The organism is Bradyrhizobium sp. 62B, assembly GCF_030272265.2.
GTDB lineage: Bacteria > Pseudomonadota > Alphaproteobacteria > Rhizobiales > Xanthobacteraceae > Bradyrhizobium.
This window is the reverse complement of the sequence record NZ_CP092841.2, coordinates 1828686-1851268: the sequence shown is the minus strand read 5'-3', so window position 1 is coordinate 1851268 and position 22583 is coordinate 1828686. Positions and strand designations below refer to the sequence as shown.

Sequence of the window (22583 nt, the reverse complement as noted above, 5' to 3'; positions counted from 1 at the left end):
GCGCGCGCCCCGGAATGACGTGAGGTTGATGATGATCTCCCCCACCCTCCCCGCCGAACTGAAGGCCGCCCTCGACGGCAAGCTGCAGGGCTTCTCGCGCACCGACGCGGCGCAGCGCTCGCAAAAAATCTCGACCGCCTATCGCGCAGGCGGCGGCTCCGGCACGATCAAGTCCGAAGCCGATGCGCTCGCCTATGCGCTGGCGCGCATGCCCGCGACCTACGCCGCCGTCGCGGCCAGCCTGAATGCGCTGACCGAGATCGCGCCAAGCCTCGCACCTGAAACGCTGCTCGACGTCGGCGCAGGCCCGGGCACCGCGAGCTGGGCGGCAGCGGAGGCCTTTCCCTCGCTGCAGGATTTCACCCTGCTCGACGCCAACGCCACGCTGAGCCGGCTCGCGCTCGAACTTGCACGCGACAGCTCGCGATTGGCGGAGTGCCGCTATCTGCCCGGCGATGCCGGTGCGAACCTCGCGGAGGTCTCGCAAGCCGATCTCGTGATTGCCAGCTACATCATCGGCGAGCTCAGCGAGGCCGACCAGCGCAAGCTCGCGGAAACCATGTGGGCCAAAGCGCGCCACGCGCTGGTCGTGATCGAGCCCGGCACGCCCGCGGGTTACGCGCGCATCCTGGCGCTGCGCCAGCAGCTGATCGCGGCTGGCGCCTATGTCGCCGCGCCCTGCCCGCACGAGAGGCCCTGCCCGCTCGTCGCGCCCGACTGGTGTCACTTCAGCCAGCGGCTGCCCCGCTCGCAGGCGCACCGGCAGATCAAGGGCGCCGAGGTGCCGTTCGAGGACGAGCGCTTCATTTACGTCGCCCTGACACGCACACCGCCGGCGAGCCGCGCTGCGCGCGTGCTGGCCCCGCCGGATGTTGGCAAGGCCGAGATCACGGCGAAGCTCTGCACCGAAGAAGGTGTCGCACTGACAAAGGTCCCACGGCGCGACAAGGCCGCCTACGCAAGTGCCCGGCGTTGGCGCTGGGGCGACGCCGTCATTGCCGAAAGTTAACCTCATCGGGGGCTTTTGCCTTGAACTCGGGCGGCTCTCCGTTCGACCAAGTCCTACCTCTCCTCTGCGCCGGGGCTCTCGCTCTGCGCCAATTTGGTCTAGGCTAGGCCCGCCTTCTTCCCCCTTCAGGAGTTCTCCATGTCGACCGGCTGGATCGTTCTCGGCGTCATCGTCGTCCTCGCTTTCCTCGCGTTCAGCGCCTACAACCGCCTTGTGGCGCTGAGCCAGCGCGTCGGCCAGGCCTTTGCCGATATCGACGTTCAGCTCAAGCAGCGCCACGATCTCGTGCCCAATCTGGTCGAGACCGTGAAGGGCTATGCCTCGCATGAGCGCGGCACGCTCGACGACGTCATCAAGGCGCGCAATTCGGCGATGTCGGCGCAAGGCCCCGCGCAGGTGTCCGCGGCTGAGAACCAGCTGTCCGGCGCGCTCGGCCGGCTGATCGCGCTGTCGGAGGCCTATCCGGACCTCAAGGCCAACGCCAATTTCCAGCAGCTCGCATCCGAGCTCTCCGACCTCGAGAACAAGATCGCAGCGAGCCGCCGCTTCTTCAACAACGCGGTCCAGGAATACAACACCGGCATCCAGCAGCTGCCCGCGGCGCTGTTCGCCGGCATGTTCGGCTTCACCAAGAGGGACTTCTTCGATCTCGGCGCCAGCCGCACCGAGGTCGAGGCGGCGCCGCAGGTAAAGTTCTGATCTTGAGCCGCTAGGTCGCAGGGCAACCGCGTCATGGCCGCGTATGGTCTCTACACGCATATCGCCTCGAACAAGTTTCGTTCGATGCTGTTGCTCGGCGGCCTGTTCGCGCTGGTCTATGTGCTGGTCTATGCCGGCGCGCTGGTCGCCGAGGTCGTCATCAACAGCAATGGCACGGTCGCCTATTACCTGAGCCGCGCCTTCCTGGATCTGAAGGTCGCAGCACCCGTTGCAACGGTCGTGGCCGCGGCCTGGATCGTGATCGCCTATTTCTTCCACCAATCGATGATCGATGCCGTGACCGGCGGCCACGACGTCACCCGACAGGAGGAGCCGCGGCTCTACAATCTGCTCGAAAACCTCTGCATCTCACGCGGCATCACCATGCCGAAGCTGAAGATCATGGACAGCCCGGCGCTGAACGCGTTCGCGACCGGCCTCAATCCCAGGCAATATTCCATCACCGTCACCACGGGTCTCCTCGATACGCTCAATGACAAGGAGATCGAGGCGGTGCTGGGCCACGAACTGACCCACATCAAGAACGGCGACGTGCAGCTGATGGTGGTCGCCGTCATCATCGCCGGCGTGGTTGGCTTCTTCGGCGAATTGTTCTTCCGCCTGTTCACGAATTTCAATTGGAGCTCCGGCTCCGGCGGCTCGTGGTCCTCGGGCTCCTCTTCGTCGTCGCGCTCGTCTTCCTCGTCGTCGAGCGACAGCAAGAACTCCGGCGGCGGCGCGGTGATCGTGATCATCATCGCGATCGTGCTGATCGTGGTGGCCTGGCTGCTGTCGCAGGTGGTCAAGCTCGCCTTGTCGCGCTCGCGCGAATATCTCGCCGACGCTGGCTCGGTGGAATTGACCAAAGATCCCGATGCCATGATCTCGGCGCTGCGCAAGATCGAGAATCGTGGCGAGCTGCCCGGCGCGACCTCGGCCGTGATGGAGCTCTGCGTCGACAATCCCCGCGAAGGCTTTGCCGACCTGTTCGCAACCCACCCCTCGGTGCAATCGAGGGTGGATGCACTGGTCAAGTTTGCCGGCGGCCATGATCCGGGCCCGCTGCCACCGACCGAGGAAACGGGCGAGCCCGAGGCGCCAGCCGACCCGCAGCATGCCCCACCACCGCTCCATCATGGTCCCTGGAACGATGCCAGCGGCCCAGCCGCTCCGCCGCCCGTGCCTGCCCCCGGAACCGCGAACAGCAACCCCGTGGGTAGTCCCATGGGCCCTTGGGGCCGTCATTGAGCGCGCGATAAGCCGTCATGCGCGGCAGTTTCGCCGCGCTTGGGAAAAACTTCGGGAATTGCCGTTTCGACGGCCTGCGGAATTGAATTCTCCCTTGTTTCTGCCATGTTCGCGCCCAACAGCAGACTCGGGACATCCTTGGGACCATCCTCGGGACATCGATTTGGGGCCCGGCCGATCGCGACCTCGCGATCGGGGGGCGCGCGTTAGGGGACAGCAATGGCAAAGCCGGCAGTGGTTGTAGTGGGCGCGGACAAGGGCGGGGTCGGCAAGACCACGGTGTCGCGCACCTTGCTCGATTATTTCTCAGCCAACAACGTGCCGACGCGCGCCTTCGACACGGAGTCGCCCCGCGGAACCCTGAAGCGCTTCCACCCTGACATCACCGAGATCGTCGACATGACGACGACGGCCGATCAGATGAAGATCTTCGATACACTCAACGCGACGAGCCCGTCGGTCACCGTGATCGACGTCCGCGCCGGCCTGCTCTCGCCGGCGCTCGCCTCCTTGCGCGACATCGGTTTCCTCGACGCCGCCAAGGCCGGCCAGATTACCTTTGCCGTGTTCCACATCCTCGGACCCTCGATCGCCTCTCTGGACGAAATCGCCGAGACCGCGGGCTTCATGACCGGTGCCAAATACTTCCTGGTGAAGAACTTCATCAACGACACCCAGTTCTTCCAGTGGGACCAGGCGACCTATAATTCCTACTTCCACCGCATCAAGGACGCCACTGAGCTGACCATCCCCAAGCTCAACGAAATGGCCTATGAACAGGTCGAGGTGTCGTCCGTCCCGTTCCTGAAATTCGTTGCCAACAAGGGCATCAACGACGAGGCCGCGAACTATTCCTTCGTGCTGCGCGGCTATGTCAGGCACTGGCTGGCCAACGTCTGGAGCGAGTTCGACCGCATCCGCCTGACCGACATCGTCGGTTCGAAGTCCGTGACCCGCAACAGCGAAAAATAGTTGCGCAAGCCGGGCTGATACGGCTGGATTGGTCGCCAAGTTCGACTGATATAGCTGTCGATGCCCGCAACGCCCGTCTACATCATCTGCTCGCCCCGCCCGCAGGTCGGCAAGACCCTGCTGGCGCGGCTTTTGAGCGAATTCCTGCTGCTCAAGAACGGCAATGTCGCGGCCTTCGACGTCAATCTGAAGGAGCCGTCGCTGCTCGACTACCTGCCGGGGGTCACCGAGACCGCTGACGTGATCGACACCTACGGCAAGATGCAGCTGATGGACCGCGTCATCGTCGACGATGGGCTTCCCAAGGTGATCGACCTCGGCTTCCACGCCTTCGACGAGTTCTTCAAGATGACCGACGAGATCGGCCTGTTGAAGGAGGCGGCACGCCGACACGTCGCGCCCCAGATCCTGTTCGTCGCCGACACCGACCGCGTCTCGGCCCGCGCCCACGAGATGCTGCGCGGGCGGATCCCGCGGATGAACCTGATCACGGTCGACAACGAATATGTCGTGCGCGGCGAGCTGCCGGCTGCGATGGCCGGCGGCCGGCTGTTCCGCCTGCCCGCCCTGCCCGGCTTCCTCAAGACCTATATCGACCGGCTGAACTTCTCCTTCACCGGCTATCTCCGCCAGGAGAAAGACGCCTCGACCGAGCTGCACCAATGGACCCGGCGCAATTACCTCGCCTTCCGCGAGCTCGAGCTCAGCCTGATCCTGCAGCGGTCCTGATTATTTTACCCGGATAATATTGACTGCAGGCTGGAGCCGACGTATGGAGGCGGGCATCCATATCCCCTCAGCAAGGCCCATCCCCCGTGAGCATTGACCGGAAAGCAGCGATCGCCGCCTACAAGGAGCGCAAGACAGTTGCTGGCATCTACGTTGTCCGCTGCGCGGCCTCAGGCGAGGCCTGGGTCGGACAGGCGCCAAACCTCGAGACGATCCAGAACCGCATCTGGTTCTCGCTCCGCCAGGGCAGCCATACCTGCCGCAGCCTCCAGGCCGCCTGGAAAGCCCATGGCGAGGCCGGCCTGACGTTTGGCGAATGCGAGCGTCTGGAGGACGAAGAGAGTGCCTATGTCAGGAACGCGCTCCTGAAGGAGCGCCTGCTGCATTGGCGGGCCGAGCTCAAGGCCGAGGCGATCTGACCGCCGCGGCCGGCTCAGTGCCCCTCGAACGTCATCAGCGTGCGCACCGGCACGTCCATGGCGCGGAGCTTGGCGGCGCCGCCGAGCTCCGGCAGGTCGATGATGAAGCAGGCGGCGACGACGTTGGCGCCGATCTGGCGCAGCAATTTTACGGCGCCTTCCGCGGTGCCGCCGGTGGCGATGAGGTCGTCGACCAGGATGACGCGCTCGCCGGGCTGGATGGCATCGACATGCATCTCCATCTCGTCGATGCCGTATTCGAGCGAATAGGCGATCCGCACCGTCGTATGCGGCAGCTTGCCTTTTTTCCGGATCGGCACGAAGCCGGCCGAGAGCTGGTGCGCCACCGCGCCGCCGATGATGAAGCCCCTCGCCTCCATGCCGGCGACCTTGTCGATCTTGTTGCCGGCCCAGGGATTGACGAGCTCGTCGACAGCACGGCGGAACGCGCGCGCGTCCGCGAGCAACGTGGTGATGTCGCGGAACATGATCCCGGGCTTGGGATAGTCGGGGATGGTGCGGACGCTCGCCTTGATGTCGTGGTCAAAGGTCATTGGTGCCTCTCAATCGACACGCGCATCCAGCCGGAACGCGTTTTCAACAATACGTAGTCCCACCTCGTTGCCGAGCGACATCAGCGATTCCGGGTGGAATTGCACGCCGGCGACCGGCAGGGTCTTGTGCTCCAGCGCCATGGCAACGCCGTCCTCGGTGCTGGCGGTGACGTCAAGCACCTCCGGCATGCTGTCGCGCTCGACGAAGAGCGAGTGATAGCGGCCGATGACAATCTCGTTCGGCAGATTGCGCATCAAGCGCCCACCGCGCACCTGCACCCGCGAGGGGCGGCCGTGGGCGGGATGGGTGAGCTGGCCAAGCTCGCCCCCGAAATATTCTCCGATCGCCTGCACGCCCAAGCAGACGCCGAACACCGGCAGCTTCTTCTCGAGCGCCGCATCAATCGTCTTCTTGATCGCGAAATCCTCAGGACGCCCGGGCCCCGGCGACAACACCAGCAAATCCCAAGTCTTCTGCTTGAGCATGTCGAGCGCGTGCACATGGCGGACCACGGTGACTTCGGCGCCGACCTGGCGGAAATAATCGGCGAGCATGTGCACGAAGCTGTCGTCGTGGTCGATCAGCAGCACCCGCTTGCCCGAGCCGGTCGCATCCGGTGCGAAGGTCGACAGCGGCTTCGGCGGATCGCCGCGCAGGGCCTGGAATAGGGCTGCGGCTTTGACCTGGCATTCACGGTCTTCGGCTGCGGGATCGGAATCAAACAGGCAGGTCGCACCGACGCGCACTTCAGCAAGACCATCCTTCATGCGGATGGTGCGGATGGTGAGGCCGGTGTTGATGCTGCCGTCGAAATTCACAGCTCCAATGGCGCCGGCATACCAGCGCCGCGGCGAGCGCTCGTGATCCTCGACGAACTGCATCGCCCACAGCTTCGGCGCGCCTGTCACGGTGACCGCCCAGGCATGGGTGAGGAAGGCATCGAGCGCGTCGAAGCCAGGGCGCAGCATGCCCTCGACGTGATCGACGGTGTGGAACAGTTTTGAGTAGGTCTCGATCTGGCGCCGCGCCAGCACCTTGATGGTGCCGGGGACGCAGACCCGCGCCTTGTCGTTGCGGTCGACGTCGGTGCACATGTTGAGCTCGAACTCGTCCTTCTCCGAGTTCAGCAGCTTGCGGATCTGCTCGGCATCGCCGATCGAATCCGTGCCGCGCGCGATGGTGCCCGAGATCGGGCATGTCTCGACCCGGCGGCCGTCCGAGCGCACGAACATTTCCGGTGAAGCCGAGACGAGAAACTCGCCCTCGCCGAGATTCATCAGCGCGCCGTAAGGAGACGGGTTGATGACGCAGAGGCGCTGGAACACCTCGGCCGGCGAGCGGTCGCAAGGCTCGGCGAACAGCTGTCCCGGCACCGCTTCAAAGAGATCGCCGCGCGCAAAGGCGGCGCGCGCGGTCTCGACGGTCGCCTGATATTCGCCGGGCGCGTGATCGGCGAAGCCCTGGCGCGGCGTCTTCAAATAAGGGCTTTCGGCGGTCTCGCGCGGCAGGCCTGCGGTCGACTTGCCCTTCCAGGCGAAGTCGTAGGCGAGCACGACGCCGCGGCCGGTGGCGCGGTCATAGGCCAGCAGGCGATCTGGTACGTAGAGCACGATGTCGCGCTGGTCGGCCTCGCGTGCGCGCTTCTGCTTGAGATCCTCGATCTGGAACACGAGGTCGTAGGCGAAGGCGCCGAACAGGCCGAGCAGCCCGTCGTCATTGGCGGAGAAGGCTGCGATGATGTCGCGCACTAGCGACATCACGCTGGCACGCCGCGTGCGCTGGTCCTCCTCGACCGGCGCGTCGCCGCGGACGATGTGGCCGGCGAGATGCGTCGCGCTCTTCTCGGAAATCACGACGCAGGGCTCGCGCAGGACATCGGCGAGGAAGGCGATCAGCACCTGGCCGCGCCCATTCAGCGCTTCCAGCTTGAAATCGACGCCAGTGGTCTCGAGCTTGAGGGGCGGATCGGAGAAGCCGAGGTCAAAACTCTCGTAGCGGCCGGGCACGGTGGTGCCCGAGGACAGCACCACGCCGCGGCGGCGGTCGAGCAGATTGATGAGATCGTCGAGCCGGTTGGCGCCGCCCGTGAACTGCTCGGCCACGCGCGTGATCGCGAGACCTGCGCGGGTCACGTAATCGCTTCGGGCCGGGAGGGCAAAGACTGTCCTGTTCATGTGGTCCTCTTACGAAACTTGCCGAGGGAACGCCACACAGGACAAACGAGAAGGCCGCCGCACTGTGCAGGCGACCTCAGACGATTTTGGGAGAATAAATCGCACCGGCCACCTCTTAGGAGGTGCGCCACCAAAGACGGGCTGGGCGGACGGCGGTGCTCATGGGCGGATACTCACCATCCGAGAGAGGCCATGTCAAGAGACGGAACCACGCCCCTGCCCGTCCGGGCCCTCTTTCGAGGCTTGAAAGCGTGAAAACGGCCTGACGGTTGTTCAGCCCTCGCGGAGATATAGCAGGTCGATGGCGCCTTCTTCCTCGTTCATCCATCGATCGCGCTCGCGAAAGCCGTGCTTCTCGTAGAACGCACGCGCAGCGAAATTCTGCTCGAAAACATCGAGCGTGATCCGGCCATGAGCACTCGCATGCACACTCGCGATCGCTCGCTCCAGCAGCGCCGAACCGGCGCCGCGCCGGTGACACGATGGATCGACGAAGAGCTGATCGACATGCCGGCCCTTCAGCGCAATGAAACCCGCCATGGCGTCCGCCTCGAATGCTGCGAGTGTCCAGCTCCATTCGGCGAATTTAGGCGAATACCAGGCCTCGACCTCCTGCAGCGAATACGACCAGTTCATGAATTGATAGGCGATCAGGCAGGCGCGGTAGTGCACGAGACTGATCGCCTTGAGATCGTGCATTTCGAGCGGCCGAAAGCTGAGGTTCGGGCTGCCCGTCATGCTACCCCAGATGCTTCCTGAAAAACTCCGTCGCCCGGCCCCAGGCGAGTTCAGCAGCTTCGCGGTCGTGCACGGCCAGGCGCTGCTCGTTGACGAAGGCGTGCTCGGCGTCATAGCGGAACAGCTCGAGCGACTTGCCGGCGGCCTTCATGGCCTTTTCGAAGCCATTGACCAGCTCCGGCGTGCACCAATCGTCCTTGTTGGCGAAATGAGCCTGCAGCGGAATCTTGACGTCGGCCGGCTTGGCCGCCTGCTCCGGCGGGATGCCGTAGAACACGACGCCGGCGGACAGCTCCGGCACATGCACCGAGCCGATGATGGTCACGGCGCCGCCGAGGCAGAAGCCTGTCAGCCCGACCTTGGCGCCGTTGCGCGCCAGATATTGCGCGGCGCCGCGCACCGTCTGCGTGGTGGCGTCCATGAAGTCGAGGGAGTTCATCTCCTTGTTGGCGCTGTCCGTGTCGTGATACGGCACCACCTTGCCCTTGTAGAGATCGGGCGCCAGCGCATCGAAGCCGGCCAGCGCAAAGCGGTCGCACAGGCCCTTGATCTGGTCCGACAGGCCCCACCATTCCTGGATCACGACCACGCCCGGCGCGTTGCCGCGCGCGGCATTGGCGAGATAGCCCGAGGCGTCCTTGCCATCCGGGCGCTTGAAGGTGATGGCGGTTCCCATGGTGTCCTCCGATGAGTTTCTGGCAGAGCGATTGACGGCATTTTGGCGGGTGGGACCGCGAGGCGCAATCCACACTCTCGTCATTTCGGGGCGCACGACAGTGCGAACCCGGAATGACCGAGAGCTGAGCTCAGAAAAAAAGCCCCCTTGCGGGGGCTTCTCATTTCTCGTTTCGCGCGCGCTGCTCAGTGCGAGCTGGCCCAGACCTTCTTCTTGGTGAAGTACATCAGGCCCGCGAACAGGATCAGGAAGATGAAGACCTGGAAGCCGAGGCGCTTGCGCGCTTCCATGTGCGGCTCGGCGGTCCACATCAGGAATGTGGTGACGTCCTTGGAATACTGCGCCACCGTGGTCGGCGAGCCGTCGTCATAGGTCACCTGGCCGTCGCTGAGCGGCTTCGGCATCTTGATGGCGTGGCCCGGGAAGTACTTGTTGTAGTACGAACCCTCCGGAATGGTGACGCCCTCGGGGACGTGATCGTCAAAGCCCTGCAGCACCGCCGAGACGTAGTCCGGACCCTGCTCCTGGTACTGGCTGAAGAAGTCGACGATGAACCAGGGGAAACCGCGCTTATAGGAGCGCGCCTTGGTGATCAGCGACAGGTCGGGCGGCGCCGCGCCGCCGTTCGCGGCACGTGCAGCCTGCTCGTTCGGGAACGGCGAGGGGAAATAATCCGCCGGCCGCCCTGCGCGCTCGAACATGTCGCCCGCATCGTTCGGACCGTCCTTGACCTTGTATTCGGACGCGAAGGCTGCCGCCTGCGCCACCGAATAGCCGGGCCCACCGGGCTCGGCGAGGTTGCGGAAGGAGACATAGGACAGCCCGTGGCAGCTGGCGCAGACCTCCTTGTAGACCTTCAGGCCGCGCTGCAGCGCTCCGCGGTCGAACTTACCGAAAGGGCCGGAGAACGACCATTTGTTGCCGGGAGGCGTGTCGCTGCCTTCAGACGCCTTCGCGCTGTCGACCGAGCCCGCGAACAGCGAACCCGCCAGTGCCAGCATGATCGCGGTCGACACCATCGGCGTCGATCGGCTGCCGGTCTTGGCCAGAACCGCATCGGAGATCGAGTTCGGCACGGGCCGCGGCTTCTCGATGCGCGAGAGCAGCGGTAGCACGATGAGGAAGTAGGCGAAGTAGCAGACCGTCAGAACGCGGCCGGCAACGACGTAGATGCCTTCCGGCGGCTGTGCGCCGAGATAGCCGAGCAGGATGCAGACCACGACGAAGATCCAGAAGAACTGCTTGGCCAGCGGACGATACTTCGACGACTTGGTCTTCGCGGCGTCCAGCCAGGGCAGGAAGCACAGGATGATGATCGCGCCGAACATCGCGACGACGCCCGCGAGCTTGTTCGGGATCGAGCGCAGGATCGCGTAGAACGGCAGGTAATACCATTCCGGCACGATGTGCGGCGGCGTCACGCCCGGGTTCGCCGGAATGTAGTTGTCGGCATCGCCGAGATAGTTCGGCATGTAGAAGATGAACCAGGCGTAGAGCAGCATGAAACAGGCGACGCCGAACATGTCCTTGATGGTCGCGTGCGGCGTGAACGGCACCGTGTCCTTTTCCGTCTTCGGCTCGACGCCGTCAGGATTGTTCTGGCCGGCGACGTGCAGTGCCCAGACGTGGAGCACAACGACGCCCGCGATCAGGAACGGCAGCAGGTAATGCAGCGAGAAGAAGCGGTTCAGCGTCGGGTTGCCGACCGAATAGCCGCCCCACAGCAGCGTCACGATGCTCTCGCCGAAATAGGGAATGGCGGAGAACAGATTGGTGATGACGGTGGCGCCCCAGAAGCTCATCTGGCCCCAGGGCAGCACGTAGCCCATGAAGCCCGTCGCCATCATCAGGAGGTAGATGATGACGCCAAGGATCCACAGCACCTCGCGCGGCTCCTTGTAGGAGCCGTAATAGAGACCGCGCAGCATGTGGACGTAGACCGCGAAGAAGAACATCGACGCGCCGCAGGCGTGCATGTTGCGCAGCAGCCAGCCGTAGTTCACGTCGCGGACGATCAGCTCGACCGACTTGAAGGCGAGATCGGCATGCGGCGTGTAGTGCATCGCCAGGATCACGCCGGTCAGGATCTGCATCCCCAGCATGAAGGAGAGGATGGCGCCGAAGGTCCACCAATAGTTCAGGTTGCGCGGGGTGGGATAGGCGACGAACGAGGAGTGCATGAGGCCGAAGATCGGCAGGCGCCGCTCGATCCATTGCAGGGCCGGATTGCTCGGCTGGTAGTCGGATGGTCCGCTCATGATGCGATCCTGAGGAAATAAAACGACGAGACGGCGCGAAGCTTCGGACGTGCGTCCGAAGCTCAGCCGATCTGGATTTTGGTGTCGGAAACGAACGTGTACGGCGGCACCGGCAGGTTCGCGGGCGCGGGCCCCTGGCGGATGCGGCCGGACGAATCGTACTGCGAACCATGGCAGGGGCAGAAGAACCCGTCGTAGCTGCCTTCATGAGCGATCGGGATGCAGCCGAGATGGGTGCAGATGCCGATCACGACCAGCCATTGCTCGTGGCCGGACTTGACCCGGGCCTCGTCGGTCTGCGGATCGGGCAGGCTCGCCACGTTGACGGCGCGCGCCTCGTCGATCTGCTTCTTGGTGCGGTGGCTGATGTAGATCGGCTTGCCGCGCCAGAACACCTTGATGTCCTGCCCTTCGGCGACCGGGCTGAGATCGACCTCGATCGGCGCACCGGCGGCGATGGTCGAGGCGTCAGGATTCATTTGGGAGATGAAGGGCCAGAGCGCGGCTGCGCCCCCTACTGCGGCAGCTGCCCCCGTTGCAACGAATAAGAAATCACGGCGTGTCGGATGGTCCGCCGAAGACGCTGTCGTCACGATTCCAACCCTTTCTTCTTACGCAGCCGGCGGAACCGCTCCAGGAGGCGCCCATGAGGTCCCCGGAAAGGCTGCCGGCGCCCGCGGCCCCCCGCGGCGGCAGAACTTCGCTTATTCGCCTCTAAACAGGCGAAACAGCAGTCCAGAATCGTTCTATTGGCACCCTTGCCGGGCGAGCGCAAGCCCGCTATCGGCGCGGGGGCGTGCCATGCACGAATTCCCGGCCATGCGATGTTTTATTGAGACATTTCCGACCCGCAACCAACCCGCCGCCCCCGATGCAGATAGCGCTTTTCCAGCCCGACATCCCTCAGAACACCGGCACGATTCTCAGGCTCTGCGCCTGCCTCGGACTGGACGCCCATATCATCGAACCGGCGGGGTTCCCGGTCTCCGACCGCGCGTTCCGCCGGGCGGGAATGGATTACCTCGGCCATGTCAGCATCGTCAGGCACGACTCCTGGCTGAAATTCGAGGATTGGCGCGCCGCGCATGGCTACCGCCTGCTGCTGTTCACCACCAAGGCCGCCACCGACTATCGCGATTTCCGTTACCAGACGTCGGACATCCTGCTATTCGGGCGCGAGAGCGCCGGCGTCACCGACGCGGTGGTCGAGGCCGCGGATGCGCGGCTGGTGATCCCGATCAAAGCCGGGCTGCGGTCGCTCAACGTCGCCATGACGGCGGCCATGGCCGCAGGCGAGGCGCTGCGGCAGATCCGGAACCCGCAAGTTTGAAGGTTTGAGGAGAGACGATTGAGTTACGCGGTCAAGGAAATCTTCCTGACCTTGCAAGGCGAAGGCGCCCATGCCGGGCGCGCCTCGGTGTTCTGCCGCTTTGCCGGCTGCAACCTCTGGAGCGGGCGCGAGGCGGACCGGCTCGAGGCCACCTGCAAGTTCTGCGACACGGATTTCGTCGGGACCGACGGCACCCTCGGCGGCCGCTACGCCTCGGCTGCCGAGCTCGCCGACACCATCGCCGCGCAATGGCGCGCCACCGAAGCTGGCCGCTACGTGGTGCTCACCGGCGGCGAGCCGCTGCTCCAGGTCGATGCCGCACTGATCGAGGCGCTCCACGCCCGTGGCTTCGAAATCGGGGTGGAGACCAACGGCACCATCGAAGCGCCCGATGGCCTCGACTGGATTTGCGTCAGCCCCAAGGGCGGCAGCGAGCTGGTGCTGCGCCAGGGCCACGAGCTGAAGCTGGTCTATCCGCAGGCCCTCGCCGCCCCTGAAGCGTTCGAGAACCTCGCCTTCGAGCGCTTCTCGCTGCAGCCGATGGACGGCCCCGAGGTCATCGAGAACACCGCGCGCGCGATCGACTACTGCCTGCACCACCCGCAATGGCGGCTCAGCGTGCAGACGCATAAGTCGCTCGGCATCAGATAGGACGCGACCGGGAATGCAGATGGACAGTTCGACGATCGAAGACCGCAAGACCCGCGCCCGCACCTGGTTCGAAGCCTTGCGCGACGACATCTGCGCGAGCTTCGAGCGGCTCGAGGACGACGCGCCGCCAAGCCTTTATCCGGGCGAGGCCGGCCGCTTCAAGCGCACGCCCTGGCAGCGCACCGACCATACCGGCGCGGCCGGAGGTGGCGGGGTGATGTCGATGATGCACGGCCGGCTGTTCGAGAAGGTCGGCGTGCACTGCTCGACGGTGCACGGCGAGTTCGCCCCCGAGTTTCGGGCTCAAATTCCCGGCGCCGCGGACGATCCGAAATTCTGGGCCTCGGGCATCTCGCTGATCGCGCATATGCGCAATCCGAACGTGCCCGCCGTGCACATGAACACGCGCTTCGTCGTCACCACGAAGGCCTGGTTCGGCGGCGGCGCTGATCTCACCCCGGTGCTCGACCGCAGGCGCACGCAGGACGATGCCGACACCATTGCCTTCCACGCCGCGATGAAAGAGGCGTGCAACCAGCACGGCGGCGTTGCCGATTACGACAAGTACAAGAAATGGTGCGACGAGTATTTCTACCTGCCGCACCGGAAAGAAGCGCGCGGCATCGGCGGCATCTTCTACGACTGGCACGACAGCGGCGACTGGGACGCCGACCTCGCCTTCACCAAGGACGTCGGCCGCGCCTTCCTGAAGATCTACCCCGAGATCATCAGGCGCAATTTCGAAAGCGCCTGGACCGCCGCCGACCGCGAGGAGCAATTGATCCGGCGCGGCCGCTATGTCGAGTTCAACCTGCTCTATGATCGCGGCACCATCTTCGGGCTCAAGACCGGCGGCAATGTCGAGTCGATCCTGTCGTCGATGCCGCCCGAGGTGAAATGGCCGTGACGACGATGAAGACCGCTTTGAAGCCGCTGCCCCGCGCCATGCTGATCGACATGGACGATACCATCCTGTCGGCCTATGGCCGGCCCGAGATCGCCTGGAACACGATCGCGAGCGAGTTTGCCGAGGAGCTCGCGCCGCTGCCGCCGCCGCAGGTCGCAACCGCCGTGCTCGCCTTCGCGCGAAACTTCTGGGCGAACGCGGAAGCGGCATGGCGGATGAAGCTCGGCGAGGCGCGGCGGCTCACGGTGCGCGGCGGCTTTGCCGCGCTTGCCGCAAGCGGCCATCGCGCCTTGCCCGACGACCTCGCCGATCGCATCGCCGACCGTTTCACCACCTACCGCGAGGAAGCGATCTTCGTCTTCCCCGGCGCCCATGATGCGATCGACGCGTTCAGGGCCAGCGGCGTCAAGCTCGCGCTCGTCACCAACGGCGCCGCCGAGATGCAGCGCGCCAAGGTCGAGCGGTTCGAGCTGACGCATCGCTTCGACCACATCCAGATCGAGGGCGAGCACGGCTTCGGCAAGCCCGAGGAGCGCGCCTATCTGCACGCGATGGAGGCGCTCGGCGTCACGCCTGAGGACACCTGGATGATCGGCGACAATCTGGAATGGGAAGTCGTGACGCCGCAGCGGCTCGGCATCTATTCGATCTGGATCGACGTGCATGGTGACGGCCTGCCCGAAGGCTCGACCGTCAAGCCCGACCGCATCATCCGCTCGCTGACGGAGCTGGTGCCGGACCGCTCCTGAGCAGGCCAAAAGATAAAAGTCGCAAAACAACCCCATGCACAGTAGCCGGGCCCTGCAAGATCAAGGGCTTACGGATTTTACGAAACGGCCCTTGCTCCGTCGGGCAAAACGGGGGCATGATGCCATCGTCGAAACTTGCGGCAGGGAGTTTCGCGCGGGCTGCTGCTCGGCCTCGAACGGGAGCGGCCGCCAAAAATTTCTTCGCCTGCTGACGTAACGACCTGCCGAGCTTGCACGTAGATGACCCCGCGGGCGCCTTTCAGCGCCAACGGGAGGACACGGCATCGTGAGTGGCGAATTGAAGATCCGGAAAGCCGAGGCGAGCGACTATGCCGCCGTTCGCGATCTTGCGGACGCACTGGCGGCTCATATCGAAGAGCCGCCACCGCCTCTGACGCCGGACCGGTATGTCGCCTTCTATGTGCGCGAGCATGCGCCCGTGCACCTCTTTGTCGCGCTGCTTGGAGATCGCGTCGTCGGCATGATCGCGTGGATCCTGACTCACGAGCTCTATAGCGCAAAGGCCGCGCTATATATCAGCGACATTGCGGTGCACGCCGACGTGCGCGGAAACGGCGTCGGCCGAGCGCTGATGATGAAGGCCAAGGAGTGGGGCTCCGATCACGGCGTCACGAGGCTCGGCTGGGATGTGTGGAAGCACAACGCGTCGGCCATGCGATTCTATGAGCGCCTCGGCGCGACCGTCGACACCGAGGCCGTGCCGCATCTTCTGGAGCTGACGAACGACTAGCTTCATCATGACCGATTGGCGGCTGCGGACGTCGCGGCCTGACGACATAGAACCGATGTACGAGGTGTGGCACGCCTCGGTGCTGGCGACGCACGACTTCCTCAGCGAAACCGATTTGGCGGAGATCTGCATCCAGGTCCGAAGAGACTATCTCCCGAACCGCGACTTCACTGTTGCGGTTGACGACGGCGATCGGGTGATCGGATTCATGAGGGTGGAAGAATCAGAGATCGACTCGCTCTACATCGCGCCGGCGTTCCGCCGTCAGGGACTGGGACGGCGGTTCGTGGCCGAGGCTACCGCTCGGGGCGAGAACCTCGAGGTCGAGGTGAATGCCCAAAACACCCAGGCCGTCGCATTCTACAGCGCGATGAGTTTTCGCGTGATCTCATCGATGCACGCCGATCGTGAGGGGCGGCCTTATCCGTTGCTGCGCATGCGGCGGAGTTTGCCTCGCAATATCCCCTAATTTGCGTCGCCCTGCTCTCCACCTCGGCGTCGGCGGAATTCCCGCCTTGGCCGGCCCGCGTGATCGGCCTGTCATGTCTGCTTGCTAGCTTTCCCCGATGTTCGCTTCTCTGCCCATCACGGCGCGACGGCGGACATCGCTGGATGTCGCCGAAGGGCCATAACCGGAAGTCTGTGGGTAGCGTGCGACGTCCACTAAGTGCTAAAAATACACCCACGCCACCTAGGCAAACTTCAATCGACCCCAGAGAGCTCAATGATCGGATTTCTGCTCATCGATCGAGCCCATTCAGAGAACGCTTCAATCGACCCTACCCTCGGATGTGCCGGCACGTACATTAGATAAAAGCCGTAGCCGGGGAGCGTCAGCTTCGAGACTTCCTTGAGTGCGCCGCTCGCAAGCTCGGGCGCCACCAACACATCGCTGCAGATCGCAATGCCCTGACCTGCGATGGCCGCTTCGATGGCATGCAGTTCTTCACGAAACGCGAGATTGGCTAAGCGTGCGAGGTCAGGCACCCTCTCAAAGCGCTGTCGCGCCTTTGCTTGCCAGCGCTGCCAGGTCGGTGCGGCCCGGTCGCCGGGTGGCCATGCGATCTCGATCAGGGGAAAGTTTGCAAGTTCGGCCGGGCTAAGTGATTTATCGCTAGCGCCAACCAGCTTCGGACTCGCAACCACGCGAAACGTGTCGCGCGTCAGCTCGATGGACTTCGTTCCGGCCGGCGGCTGGCGCGCATATCGAATGGCGATGTCGGCTTCACCAGCCGCGAGGTCAAGGACGAGGTCCGTCCCCAGGATGTCGAGCTTGAGGCGCGGATGCGCCTCCCGCCATTTGGGCAACCGCGGCACTAGCCATCGCGCCGCAAACGCATTGGTGGAGGTGATGCGCAGCCGTCCGCCAGCTGCGCTCCCGCGCACCTTCTCCAGCGCATTCGCGAAATTTGCGAATCCATCTCGGACCGTCGGAAACAAAAGCTCGCCAGCAGCGGTCAGCTTGAGGGGACGGGGCCTTCGGCGGAAAAGGTCCCTGCCACAGTGGCGTTCGAGCAGCTTGATCTGATGGCTGATGGCCGTCGGCGTGACACAAAGTTCCGCTGCCGCCTTCTTGAAACTGAGATGACGGGCTGCGGCCTCGAAGGCTCGCAACTCGGTAAGCGGAGGAAGCTGGCGCATCAGCATAGCCTAGGTGAATCCAATTCATCTTGCACCTGAATTATCCGAGCTTGCCAGCGCGGCGGGTGGGGGCCGAGAGTGATCGGCAACTTAGCTGGAGCACTTGCAACATGCTGGCGGGATCCCCCGGCCGGGTGGCGGACTACCTGGATGCGATTGCGCAGCTTGCGCCCCTGATCGCCAAACATCGCGACGCCTTCGACACCGAACGCCGGCTCCCTGATACCGTATTCAACGCACTGGCGGATGCCGGGCTATTCAGGTTGTGGCTGCCTCGCGCGTTCGGGGGGCCGCAACTGTCCCCGACCGATTTCATGTCGGTAGTGGAAGCAGCATCCATGCTCGACGGTTCGATCGGGTGGCTGGTCGGCAACGGTGGAGGCATGAGCCGCGCCGGCGGCTATTTGCCGGAGCCGGTCGCGCGCGAGTTCTTTTCCGATCCGCGCGCATTCATCGTGTCCGCAACCGCCGCTGTCGGCCTCGCGCACAAGGTGGAGGGTGGCTATCGCATCACAGGCCGCTGGCCGTTCGGCAGCGGCGCTCACCATGCCTCGCACTTCACGGCCCTTGCAAGTATGAAAGATGCCGGCGGAAATGAGGAGCCGCCGCGGTTTTACTATTTCAGGCGGCGCGATGTCGTCATCCACGACACCTGGCGCGTGTCAGGGCTGCGTGCGACGGGCAGCTGCGACTTCGAGGTTCGCGATCTTTTCGTTGCCGCGCAGCACGCGCATGACTTCATCGGGGTTAGCGCAACGCAAGACGGAGTTGCCTATCAGTTGCCGGCCGTATCGGTGTTTGCCTGGACGGTCGCGACCGTCCCGCTCGGGATTGCGCGCGGTGCGATGAACGCCTTCGTCGAACTTGCCGGGCGAAAGGCCCGGCAGGGCCAGGTCACGACGATGCGCGACCGCGACATCGTGCAAAGCAATTACGGCAGGGCCGACGCGTTGCATCGTGCGGCCCGTGCCTTCCTGATCGATGCAATGTCGCAACTGACAGCCGCGTTGACCGAGGATGGACCGCGCCTGATCGAAGCTCGCGCCGTATTCAGGACGGCTTGCACCCATGCCGCCGAAACGGCGCTGCGGATCGCCGACTTGCTCGCCGCAGAAACCGGCACGGGCTCGATCTTCGAAACCTCGCCGATCGAGCGCTATGTCCGTGACATCCAGGCCGCGACGAAGCACATCGCAATGAGCCCGAACAACTATGTCGTGTCTGGACGGGTGGGGCTCGGTCTCGATCCGGGAACGTTTCGGTTTTAGCCGTCGGAGAGAGCGATATCCGTCAACAGCGCCGGTTTGAGTCGCGCCGTGTCACTTCCGGTCTGCCCCAGTTAGCAGGCGATTTGTGAGCCGAACCGAACGTCGCCATCAGGCCAGAAGCTGCCCCTCCGAAGCTGGCCTCGCGATACGACAACCCTCATTGCGCCAGCTCGGTGAGTAACGCTCTGGCCTGCTTCAAGTCCAACGTGTCAAAGCCCTCGGCGAACCAGCCGTAGAGCGGAGCGAGAAGTTCGCGGGCCTCATCCCCCTTCCCTCGATCGCGCCACAGCCGCGCCAGGCTCATCGCGGCGCGCAGCTCGAGCGATTTTGCCCGCTGCTTGCGGGCGACTTCGAGGGCCTGAACAAAGCCTGCTTCCGCTTCATTTGTAGGTGCTCCGAAAAGCAATCGGAGTTCACCCTCTATTCTGAGCACCTCGGCCTGCCAGAGAAACTCGCCTGTTTCGTCCATCAGCTCTTTGGCTTTTCTGATCGTGCTCACGCTGTCCTGCATATCTCCCGCGCGTGCTTGGAGGACTGCAAGGAGAGAATGGTACTGCGGGGAATGAAACCGAACCTGTGTTTCGGCCGCATGTATTCCGTGCTTCATCAGCGCAATGCCGCCTTCCAGCTGCTCTGCACACCCGATCGCCCATCCCTTAAGTATTTGACCGCAGCTAGTTGCCCAGAGTGGCACGCGCGGGCCGAGTTGTGCGTTTAAGTTATCAACGTAGTTCCTGACGTCCTCCATCTTGCCGAGCAATACGGACAATTGTGCGCCAGCGTAGATGGCAACTATGCCGCTGGTGTTTGCGTGTTCTGTATCCAAGGCATGTTTGATTGCCTTTTGGCGTGCCGCAACTGCCTGGTCGGGGTATCCCAAGGCCCACAGGCTCAGTGCCAGATAGGCAAGACCTGACGCGTGCGGATCCGCGAGGTAAAGCACCGAAAGAGCTTGGTCCGCGTCGGTCCTGTCGATTGCAAGGATCTGTTCAAGCTGCGTCTTGGCGCCCTCGAACTCGCCCATTTCAAGCAGCGATGCGCCCATGGCGCGGTGTGCGATCAATCGCGCCACGCGGTCGCCGGTTTCCGCGGCCAGCGATTGGCAGCGCTCCGAATACTCAAGTGCCTTGCGGATCTTGCCGCTCGCTATGCAATAGGCATATTGCCCGTAGAGGCAGGGCAATAGGTGCTGCATGTCGCCTAATTTTTCACACAAGGCAATCGCGCGATCGCGCGCAGCTCCGACGACTGGGTTGCCATACCCATGCTGAGCGGCCAAAGGCGTGCCCAAGGCGAGCTGAAAGTCGAGTTCCTGCTGGTCCTTCTGTGCGGAATGCGGCAGCACCATCAATATTTCCAGGCCCCGCCTGAGATGACGCACAGCCTCCTTGTCGGCGGATCGCTCCGCTGCACGCCGTCCGGCCTTCAACCAGTATGAAATAGCGCGTTCTGCCTGTCCGGCATTTGTGAAATGGTGCGCTAACAGCTCGGGTTCGATACTGGCGCGCTGGGGAAATAGCTGTTCGAGCGCTTCGGCAATTCGTGCATGCAGCCTCTGACGGGGTGCCCGCAGCAGCGTGCTGTAGGCGGCATCTTGAACCAGGGCGTGTTTAAAGGTGTATTCCGCGTGTGGTGGCATTCCGCGTCTGAAGATCAGTTCGGCGGATACAAGCTGATCGAGTGCTCCATTCAGCCCAGCCGAGCTCCGCTGCGCTACGGGAAGGAGTAGCTCGTAGGAGAATTCTCGACCGATTGCCGCGCCAACCTGAGCCACTTCCCTGGCGGGTGATCCGAGCCGGTCAAGCCGCGCCAGCAACGAAGCATGGAGGGTCGGAGGAACGGCGACGGATCGCGAGGGCATACTCGCAGCTGATCTCTCACCACCTTCCTCACCTGCCTCCAGCACCGCCTTGGTTATCTCCTCGACGAACAGGGGTATGCCATCGGTGCGTTCAATTATGTCCTGTCTGATGTTTGCGGGAAGTAGCGCGCTTCCAGATATCCGGTTGACTATGGCCTTGCTCTCGTCTTCGCCGAGGCGGTTTAGATGAGCTGCAGTGACATATGGCCTTCCGATCCACGGCGGCTCGAACTCGGGCCGGTACGTGATAATCAGCAGCACCCGGAGATTTCTTAGGCGATCGATCGTGTGACCGAGTGCTTCAAGGCTCGTCGGATCGATCCAATGCACGTCCTCGAATATCATCAGGACCGGATTAGGCTTGGATCGAGCCTCAACTTGCCTGGTTAGCGCCTCAAACGTTTCTTGTCGGCGCTGCGGTGCAGTTAACTCTAGATTGGGATATCGTCCGTCGTTCGGCAGGGAAAGCATCTCAGTGAGCAGCGCAATATCTTGGTGTGGCGTCAAGAACTGCGCTAGCAGGGTATCTATCCTGTCGAGCTTTGCTTGTATCGTGTCGTCATGCGCGAATCCGGCCGCACGCTCCATCTGGGTAATGATCGGGTAAAGCGCGCTGTCTGTATGCTGCGATGAACAGAAATAGCGCAAGCGCGTGTGCGGCTCGGAAGCAAGTTGTTCAATTAGCGCTGCCGTGAGCCGTGACTTGCCAATGCCTGGTTCGCCGGAAAGCAACACCACTTGACCCTGGCCGGTCTTTGCCTTCGACCAGCGCCGCATTAGCAGTTCGAGTTCTTCCTGACGCCCTATAAGTTCGCTCAATCCGCCGCCCGCGTGGAGGGCCTCGAAGCGGCCCTCGACTATAGACGGTCGCAGTGCCGCCCAAGCTCTGATGCGGCCCGGGATGCCTTTGAGTTCCTGAGGTCCAACGTCCTTAAGTTCAAACAGATTGCCCAAGAGCCTTCGCGTGGTCTCGGCAATTACAACCGTGTTCGGCTCAGCCAGGCCCTGCAGGCGTGCGGCAAGGTTAGGCGTTTCGCCGATGATGCCGCGCTCCTGTGCCTCGCCCGATCCGATTAGATCGCCAACAACCACCAGTCCGGTCGCGATACCGACGCGGGTTTGCAGCGGAACGGACAATTTGAGTGCGCCCACTGCGGCAATTGCTTCAAGCCCCGCGCGCACGGCGCGCTCAGCATCGTCCTCGTGGGCTTGCGGATAGCCGAAATAAATGAGCACGCCGTCGCCCATGTATTTGGCGACGAAACCCTCAAACCCACGCACCGTCTCGGCGACGCAAGTTTGATAAGCCGAAATGACATCGCGCAGGTCTTCTGGGTCCATGCGTGTGGAGAGCGACGTCGAGCCAACGAGGTCCGAGAACATCACGGTAACCTGGCGGCGCTCGGCCGTATCCTTCGTGACGTTGTCGGTCGCCATTGGAACATCGGATAGCGGCGCCGGTGCGCCCGTTTTGGCGCTAAAGGCGGCAATGGCGTCGAGCAACTTGCGGCGATGCCCTACAAGTCCTACCCCAAGGTCCTTCAAGTCCTCCGCCGTCAGGTTCGGCAGGACGGTATCGTCAATCTCATTATCGCGGAATGCCGCCTCATATTGCTCGAGGCCAAGCCTCCGCAGCCAACCTCCGACGTCCATAACGGCGTCCCAGCTCGCCTAACGTCGCATGATCCCCCAGGCGAGGCAGACTGTCTAGGGTACGGCTTCTTCGGATTGCTGGTACGGACGGACGGTTTGGGTCATGAGCGCCCTCCCGCGCGCCTCGTGGGACCACACCACCCCGTAAATTTCCCAAGTGTCGGCTAGTAGGCTCGCTGGTTAGCTGGCGCGGGTTGAGCGCCGCACCATGAAAACACCGAAGCCAAAACAATGGGACGAGCAGGAAATTCGACGACTGGTCAGGCTCGCTCGAGCACGCGCTGGCGTATCGAAG

Annotated in this window: 21 protein-coding genes; 13 read left to right on the top strand and 8 right to left on the bottom strand. The window is 63.5% G+C overall.

From position 1 onward, the window contains the following. The first annotated feature begins 28 nt into the window (after positions 1-28). The 6 genes from ML401_RS08745 to ML401_RS08720 all read left to right on the top strand — a co-directional run bounded on the left by ML401_RS08745 (position 29) and on the right by ML401_RS08720 (position 5076). Positions 29-1009, top strand: coding sequence for a small ribosomal subunit Rsm22 family protein (locus ML401_RS08745; protein WP_259204634.1), 981 nt, complete (start codon positions 29-31; stop codon positions 1007-1009). Between the two features lie 138 nt (positions 1010-1147). Then, a complete protein-coding gene (locus ML401_RS08740) occupies positions 1148-1708 on the top strand; it encodes a LemA family protein (RefSeq protein WP_194406603.1) in 561 nt (186 codons plus the stop codon). Between the two features lie 33 nt (positions 1709-1741). Then, on the top strand, positions 1742-2956 hold the full coding sequence (locus tag ML401_RS08735) for a M48 family metallopeptidase (RefSeq protein WP_285811435.1): 1215 nt from the start codon (positions 1742-1744) through the stop codon (positions 2954-2956). A 219-nt stretch (positions 2957-3175) separates the two neighbouring features. After that, on the top strand, positions 3176-3928 hold the full coding sequence (locus tag ML401_RS08730) for a hypothetical protein (RefSeq protein ID WP_063196576.1): 753 nt from the start codon (positions 3176-3178) through the stop codon (positions 3926-3928). Between the two features lie 60 nt (positions 3929-3988). Next, positions 3989-4657, top strand: coding sequence for a hypothetical protein (locus ML401_RS08725; RefSeq protein WP_285811434.1), 669 nt, complete (start codon positions 3989-3991; stop codon positions 4655-4657). A gap of 86 nt (positions 4658-4743) precedes the next feature. Beyond that, entirely contained in the window at positions 4744-5076 is a 333-nt protein-coding gene (locus tag ML401_RS08720; RefSeq protein WP_285811433.1) for a GIY-YIG nuclease family protein, read from the top strand. 14 nt (positions 5077-5090) lie between these two features. Here the strand turns inward: ML401_RS08720 and ML401_RS08715 are convergent, their stop codons facing one another. The 6 genes from ML401_RS08715 to petA all read right to left on the bottom strand — a co-directional run bounded on the left by ML401_RS08715 (position 5091) and on the right by petA (position 12070). Then, a complete protein-coding gene (locus tag ML401_RS08715; RefSeq protein WP_018323310.1) occupies positions 5091-5630 on the bottom strand; it encodes an adenine phosphoribosyltransferase in 540 nt (179 codons plus the stop codon). A 9-nt stretch (positions 5631-5639) separates the two neighbouring features. Next, positions 5640-7805 (bottom strand): anthranilate synthase component I, encoded by a 2166-nt coding sequence (locus tag ML401_RS08710; RefSeq protein ID WP_259204622.1) that lies wholly within the window; start codon positions 7803-7805, stop codon positions 5640-5642. Between the two features lie 273 nt (positions 7806-8078). Continuing rightward, a complete protein-coding gene (locus ML401_RS08705; protein ID WP_212065600.1) occupies positions 8079-8543 on the bottom strand; it encodes a GNAT family N-acetyltransferase in 465 nt (154 codons plus the stop codon). 1 nt (position 8544) lies between these two features. Further along, positions 8545-9219, bottom strand: coding sequence for a dienelactone hydrolase family protein (locus tag ML401_RS08700; RefSeq protein ID WP_285811427.1), 675 nt, complete (start codon positions 9217-9219; stop codon positions 8545-8547). Positions 9220-9404: 185 nt separating this feature from the next. Continuing rightward, positions 9405-11477: a cytochrome b/c1 gene (gene fbcH, locus ML401_RS08695; RefSeq protein ID WP_194406596.1), complete on the bottom strand. Its 2073-nt coding sequence runs from the start codon at positions 11475-11477 to the stop codon at positions 9405-9407. A gap of 62 nt (positions 11478-11539) precedes the next feature. Then, on the bottom strand, positions 11540-12070 hold the full coding sequence (gene petA, locus ML401_RS08690; protein ID WP_194406595.1) for a ubiquinol-cytochrome c reductase iron-sulfur subunit: 531 nt from the start codon (positions 12068-12070) through the stop codon (positions 11540-11542). Between the two features lie 278 nt (positions 12071-12348). On the opposite strand from petA, the gene ML401_RS08685 reads away from it, so the two are divergent. The 6 genes from ML401_RS08685 (at position 12349) to ML401_RS08660 (ending at position 16334) form a co-directional block, all read left to right on the top strand. Beyond that, a complete protein-coding gene (locus ML401_RS08685; protein ID WP_211419463.1) occupies positions 12349-12807 on the top strand; it encodes a tRNA (cytidine(34)-2'-O)-methyltransferase in 459 nt (152 codons plus the stop codon). Between the two features lie 18 nt (positions 12808-12825). Continuing rightward, on the top strand, positions 12826-13458 hold the full coding sequence (gene queE, locus ML401_RS08680) for a 7-carboxy-7-deazaguanine synthase (protein WP_259204620.1): 633 nt from the start codon (positions 12826-12828) through the stop codon (positions 13456-13458). Positions 13459-13477: 19 nt separating this feature from the next. Beyond that, a complete protein-coding gene (gene hemF / locus ML401_RS08675) occupies positions 13478-14365 on the top strand; it encodes an oxygen-dependent coproporphyrinogen oxidase (protein ID WP_285811423.1) in 888 nt (295 codons plus the stop codon). Next, complete coding sequence (locus ML401_RS08670; RefSeq protein WP_285811421.1) at positions 14356-15114, top strand: HAD family hydrolase; 759 nt, start codon at positions 14356-14358, stop codon at positions 15112-15114. Before hemF ends, ML401_RS08670 begins: the two co-directional genes overlap by 10 nt. 286 nt (positions 15115-15400) lie before the next feature. Then, a complete protein-coding gene (locus ML401_RS08665; protein ID WP_285811419.1) occupies positions 15401-15865 on the top strand; it encodes a GNAT family N-acetyltransferase in 465 nt (154 codons plus the stop codon). Positions 15866-15872: 7 nt separating this feature from the next. Continuing rightward, a complete protein-coding gene (locus ML401_RS08660; RefSeq protein WP_285811417.1) occupies positions 15873-16334 on the top strand; it encodes a GNAT family N-acetyltransferase in 462 nt (153 codons plus the stop codon). Between the two features lie 233 nt (positions 16335-16567). Here the strand turns inward: ML401_RS08660 and ML401_RS08655 are convergent, their stop codons facing one another. After that, the gene (locus tag ML401_RS08655; RefSeq protein WP_259204613.1) at positions 16568-17512 is read right to left on the bottom strand and encodes a LysR substrate-binding domain-containing protein; all 945 of its coding nucleotides are present in this window, start codon (positions 17510-17512) and stop codon (positions 16568-16570) included. A gap of 104 nt (positions 17513-17616) precedes the next feature. On the opposite strand from ML401_RS08655, the gene ML401_RS08650 reads away from it, so the two are divergent. Next, a complete protein-coding gene (locus ML401_RS08650) occupies positions 17617-18774 on the top strand; it encodes an acyl-CoA dehydrogenase family protein (protein WP_211419470.1) in 1158 nt (385 codons plus the stop codon). A 157-nt stretch (positions 18775-18931) separates the two neighbouring features. Here the strand turns inward: ML401_RS08650 and ML401_RS08645 are convergent, their stop codons facing one another. Continuing rightward, positions 18932-22288, bottom strand: coding sequence for an adenylate/guanylate cyclase domain-containing protein (locus ML401_RS08645; RefSeq protein WP_285811414.1), 3357 nt, complete (start codon positions 22286-22288; stop codon positions 18932-18934). Positions 22289-22583 lie beyond the last annotated feature (295 nt).

What these genes read in the sequence shown, in the direction of transcription:
- ML401_RS08715 (WP_018323310.1), bottom strand. Translation starts at nt 5,630, where the DNA reads ATGACCTTTGACCACGACATCAAGGCGAGCGTCCGCACCATCCCCGAC.
- ML401_RS08700 (WP_285811427.1), bottom strand. Translation starts at nt 9,219, where the DNA reads ATGGGAACCGCCATCACCTTCAAGCGCCCGGATGGCAAGGACGCCTCG.
- fbcH (WP_194406596.1), bottom strand. Translation starts at nt 11,477, where the DNA reads ATGAGCGGACCATCCGACTACCAGCCGAGCAATCCGGCCCTGCAATGG.
- ML401_RS08725 (WP_285811434.1), top strand. Translation starts at nt 3,989, where the DNA reads ATGCCCGCAACGCCCGTCTACATCATCTGCTCGCCCCGCCCGCAGGTC.
- ML401_RS08745 (WP_259204634.1), top strand. Translation starts at nt 29, where the DNA reads ATGATGATCTCCCCCACCCTCCCCGCCGAACTGAAGGCCGCCCTCGAC.
- ML401_RS08685 (WP_211419463.1), top strand. Translation starts at nt 12,349, where the DNA reads ATGCAGATAGCGCTTTTCCAGCCCGACATCCCTCAGAACACCGGCACG.
- ML401_RS08655 (WP_259204613.1), bottom strand. Translation starts at nt 17,512, where the DNA reads ATGCTGATGCGCCAGCTTCCTCCGCTTACCGAGTTGCGAGCCTTCGAG.
- ML401_RS08740 (WP_194406603.1), top strand. Translation starts at nt 1,148, where the DNA reads ATGTCGACCGGCTGGATCGTTCTCGGCGTCATCGTCGTCCTCGCTTTC.
- ML401_RS08710 (WP_259204622.1), bottom strand. Translation starts at nt 7,805, where the DNA reads ATGAACAGGACAGTCTTTGCCCTCCCGGCCCGAAGCGATTACGTGACC.
- ML401_RS08670 (WP_285811421.1), top strand. Translation starts at nt 14,356, where the DNA reads ATGGCCGTGACGACGATGAAGACCGCTTTGAAGCCGCTGCCCCGCGCC.
- ML401_RS08730 (WP_063196576.1), top strand. Translation starts at nt 3,176, where the DNA reads ATGGCAAAGCCGGCAGTGGTTGTAGTGGGCGCGGACAAGGGCGGGGTC.
- ML401_RS08650 (WP_211419470.1), top strand. Translation starts at nt 17,617, where the DNA reads ATGCTGGCGGGATCCCCCGGCCGGGTGGCGGACTACCTGGATGCGATT.
- hemF (WP_285811423.1), top strand. Translation starts at nt 13,478, where the DNA reads ATGGACAGTTCGACGATCGAAGACCGCAAGACCCGCGCCCGCACCTGG.
- ML401_RS08735 (WP_285811435.1), top strand. Translation starts at nt 1,742, where the DNA reads ATGGCCGCGTATGGTCTCTACACGCATATCGCCTCGAACAAGTTTCGT.
- ML401_RS08660 (WP_285811417.1), top strand. Translation starts at nt 15,873, where the DNA reads ATGACCGATTGGCGGCTGCGGACGTCGCGGCCTGACGACATAGAACCG.
- ML401_RS08705 (WP_212065600.1), bottom strand. Translation starts at nt 8,543, where the DNA reads ATGACGGGCAGCCCGAACCTCAGCTTTCGGCCGCTCGAAATGCACGAT.
- ML401_RS08645 (WP_285811414.1), bottom strand. Translation starts at nt 22,288, where the DNA reads ATGGACGTCGGAGGTTGGCTGCGGAGGCTTGGCCTCGAGCAATATGAG.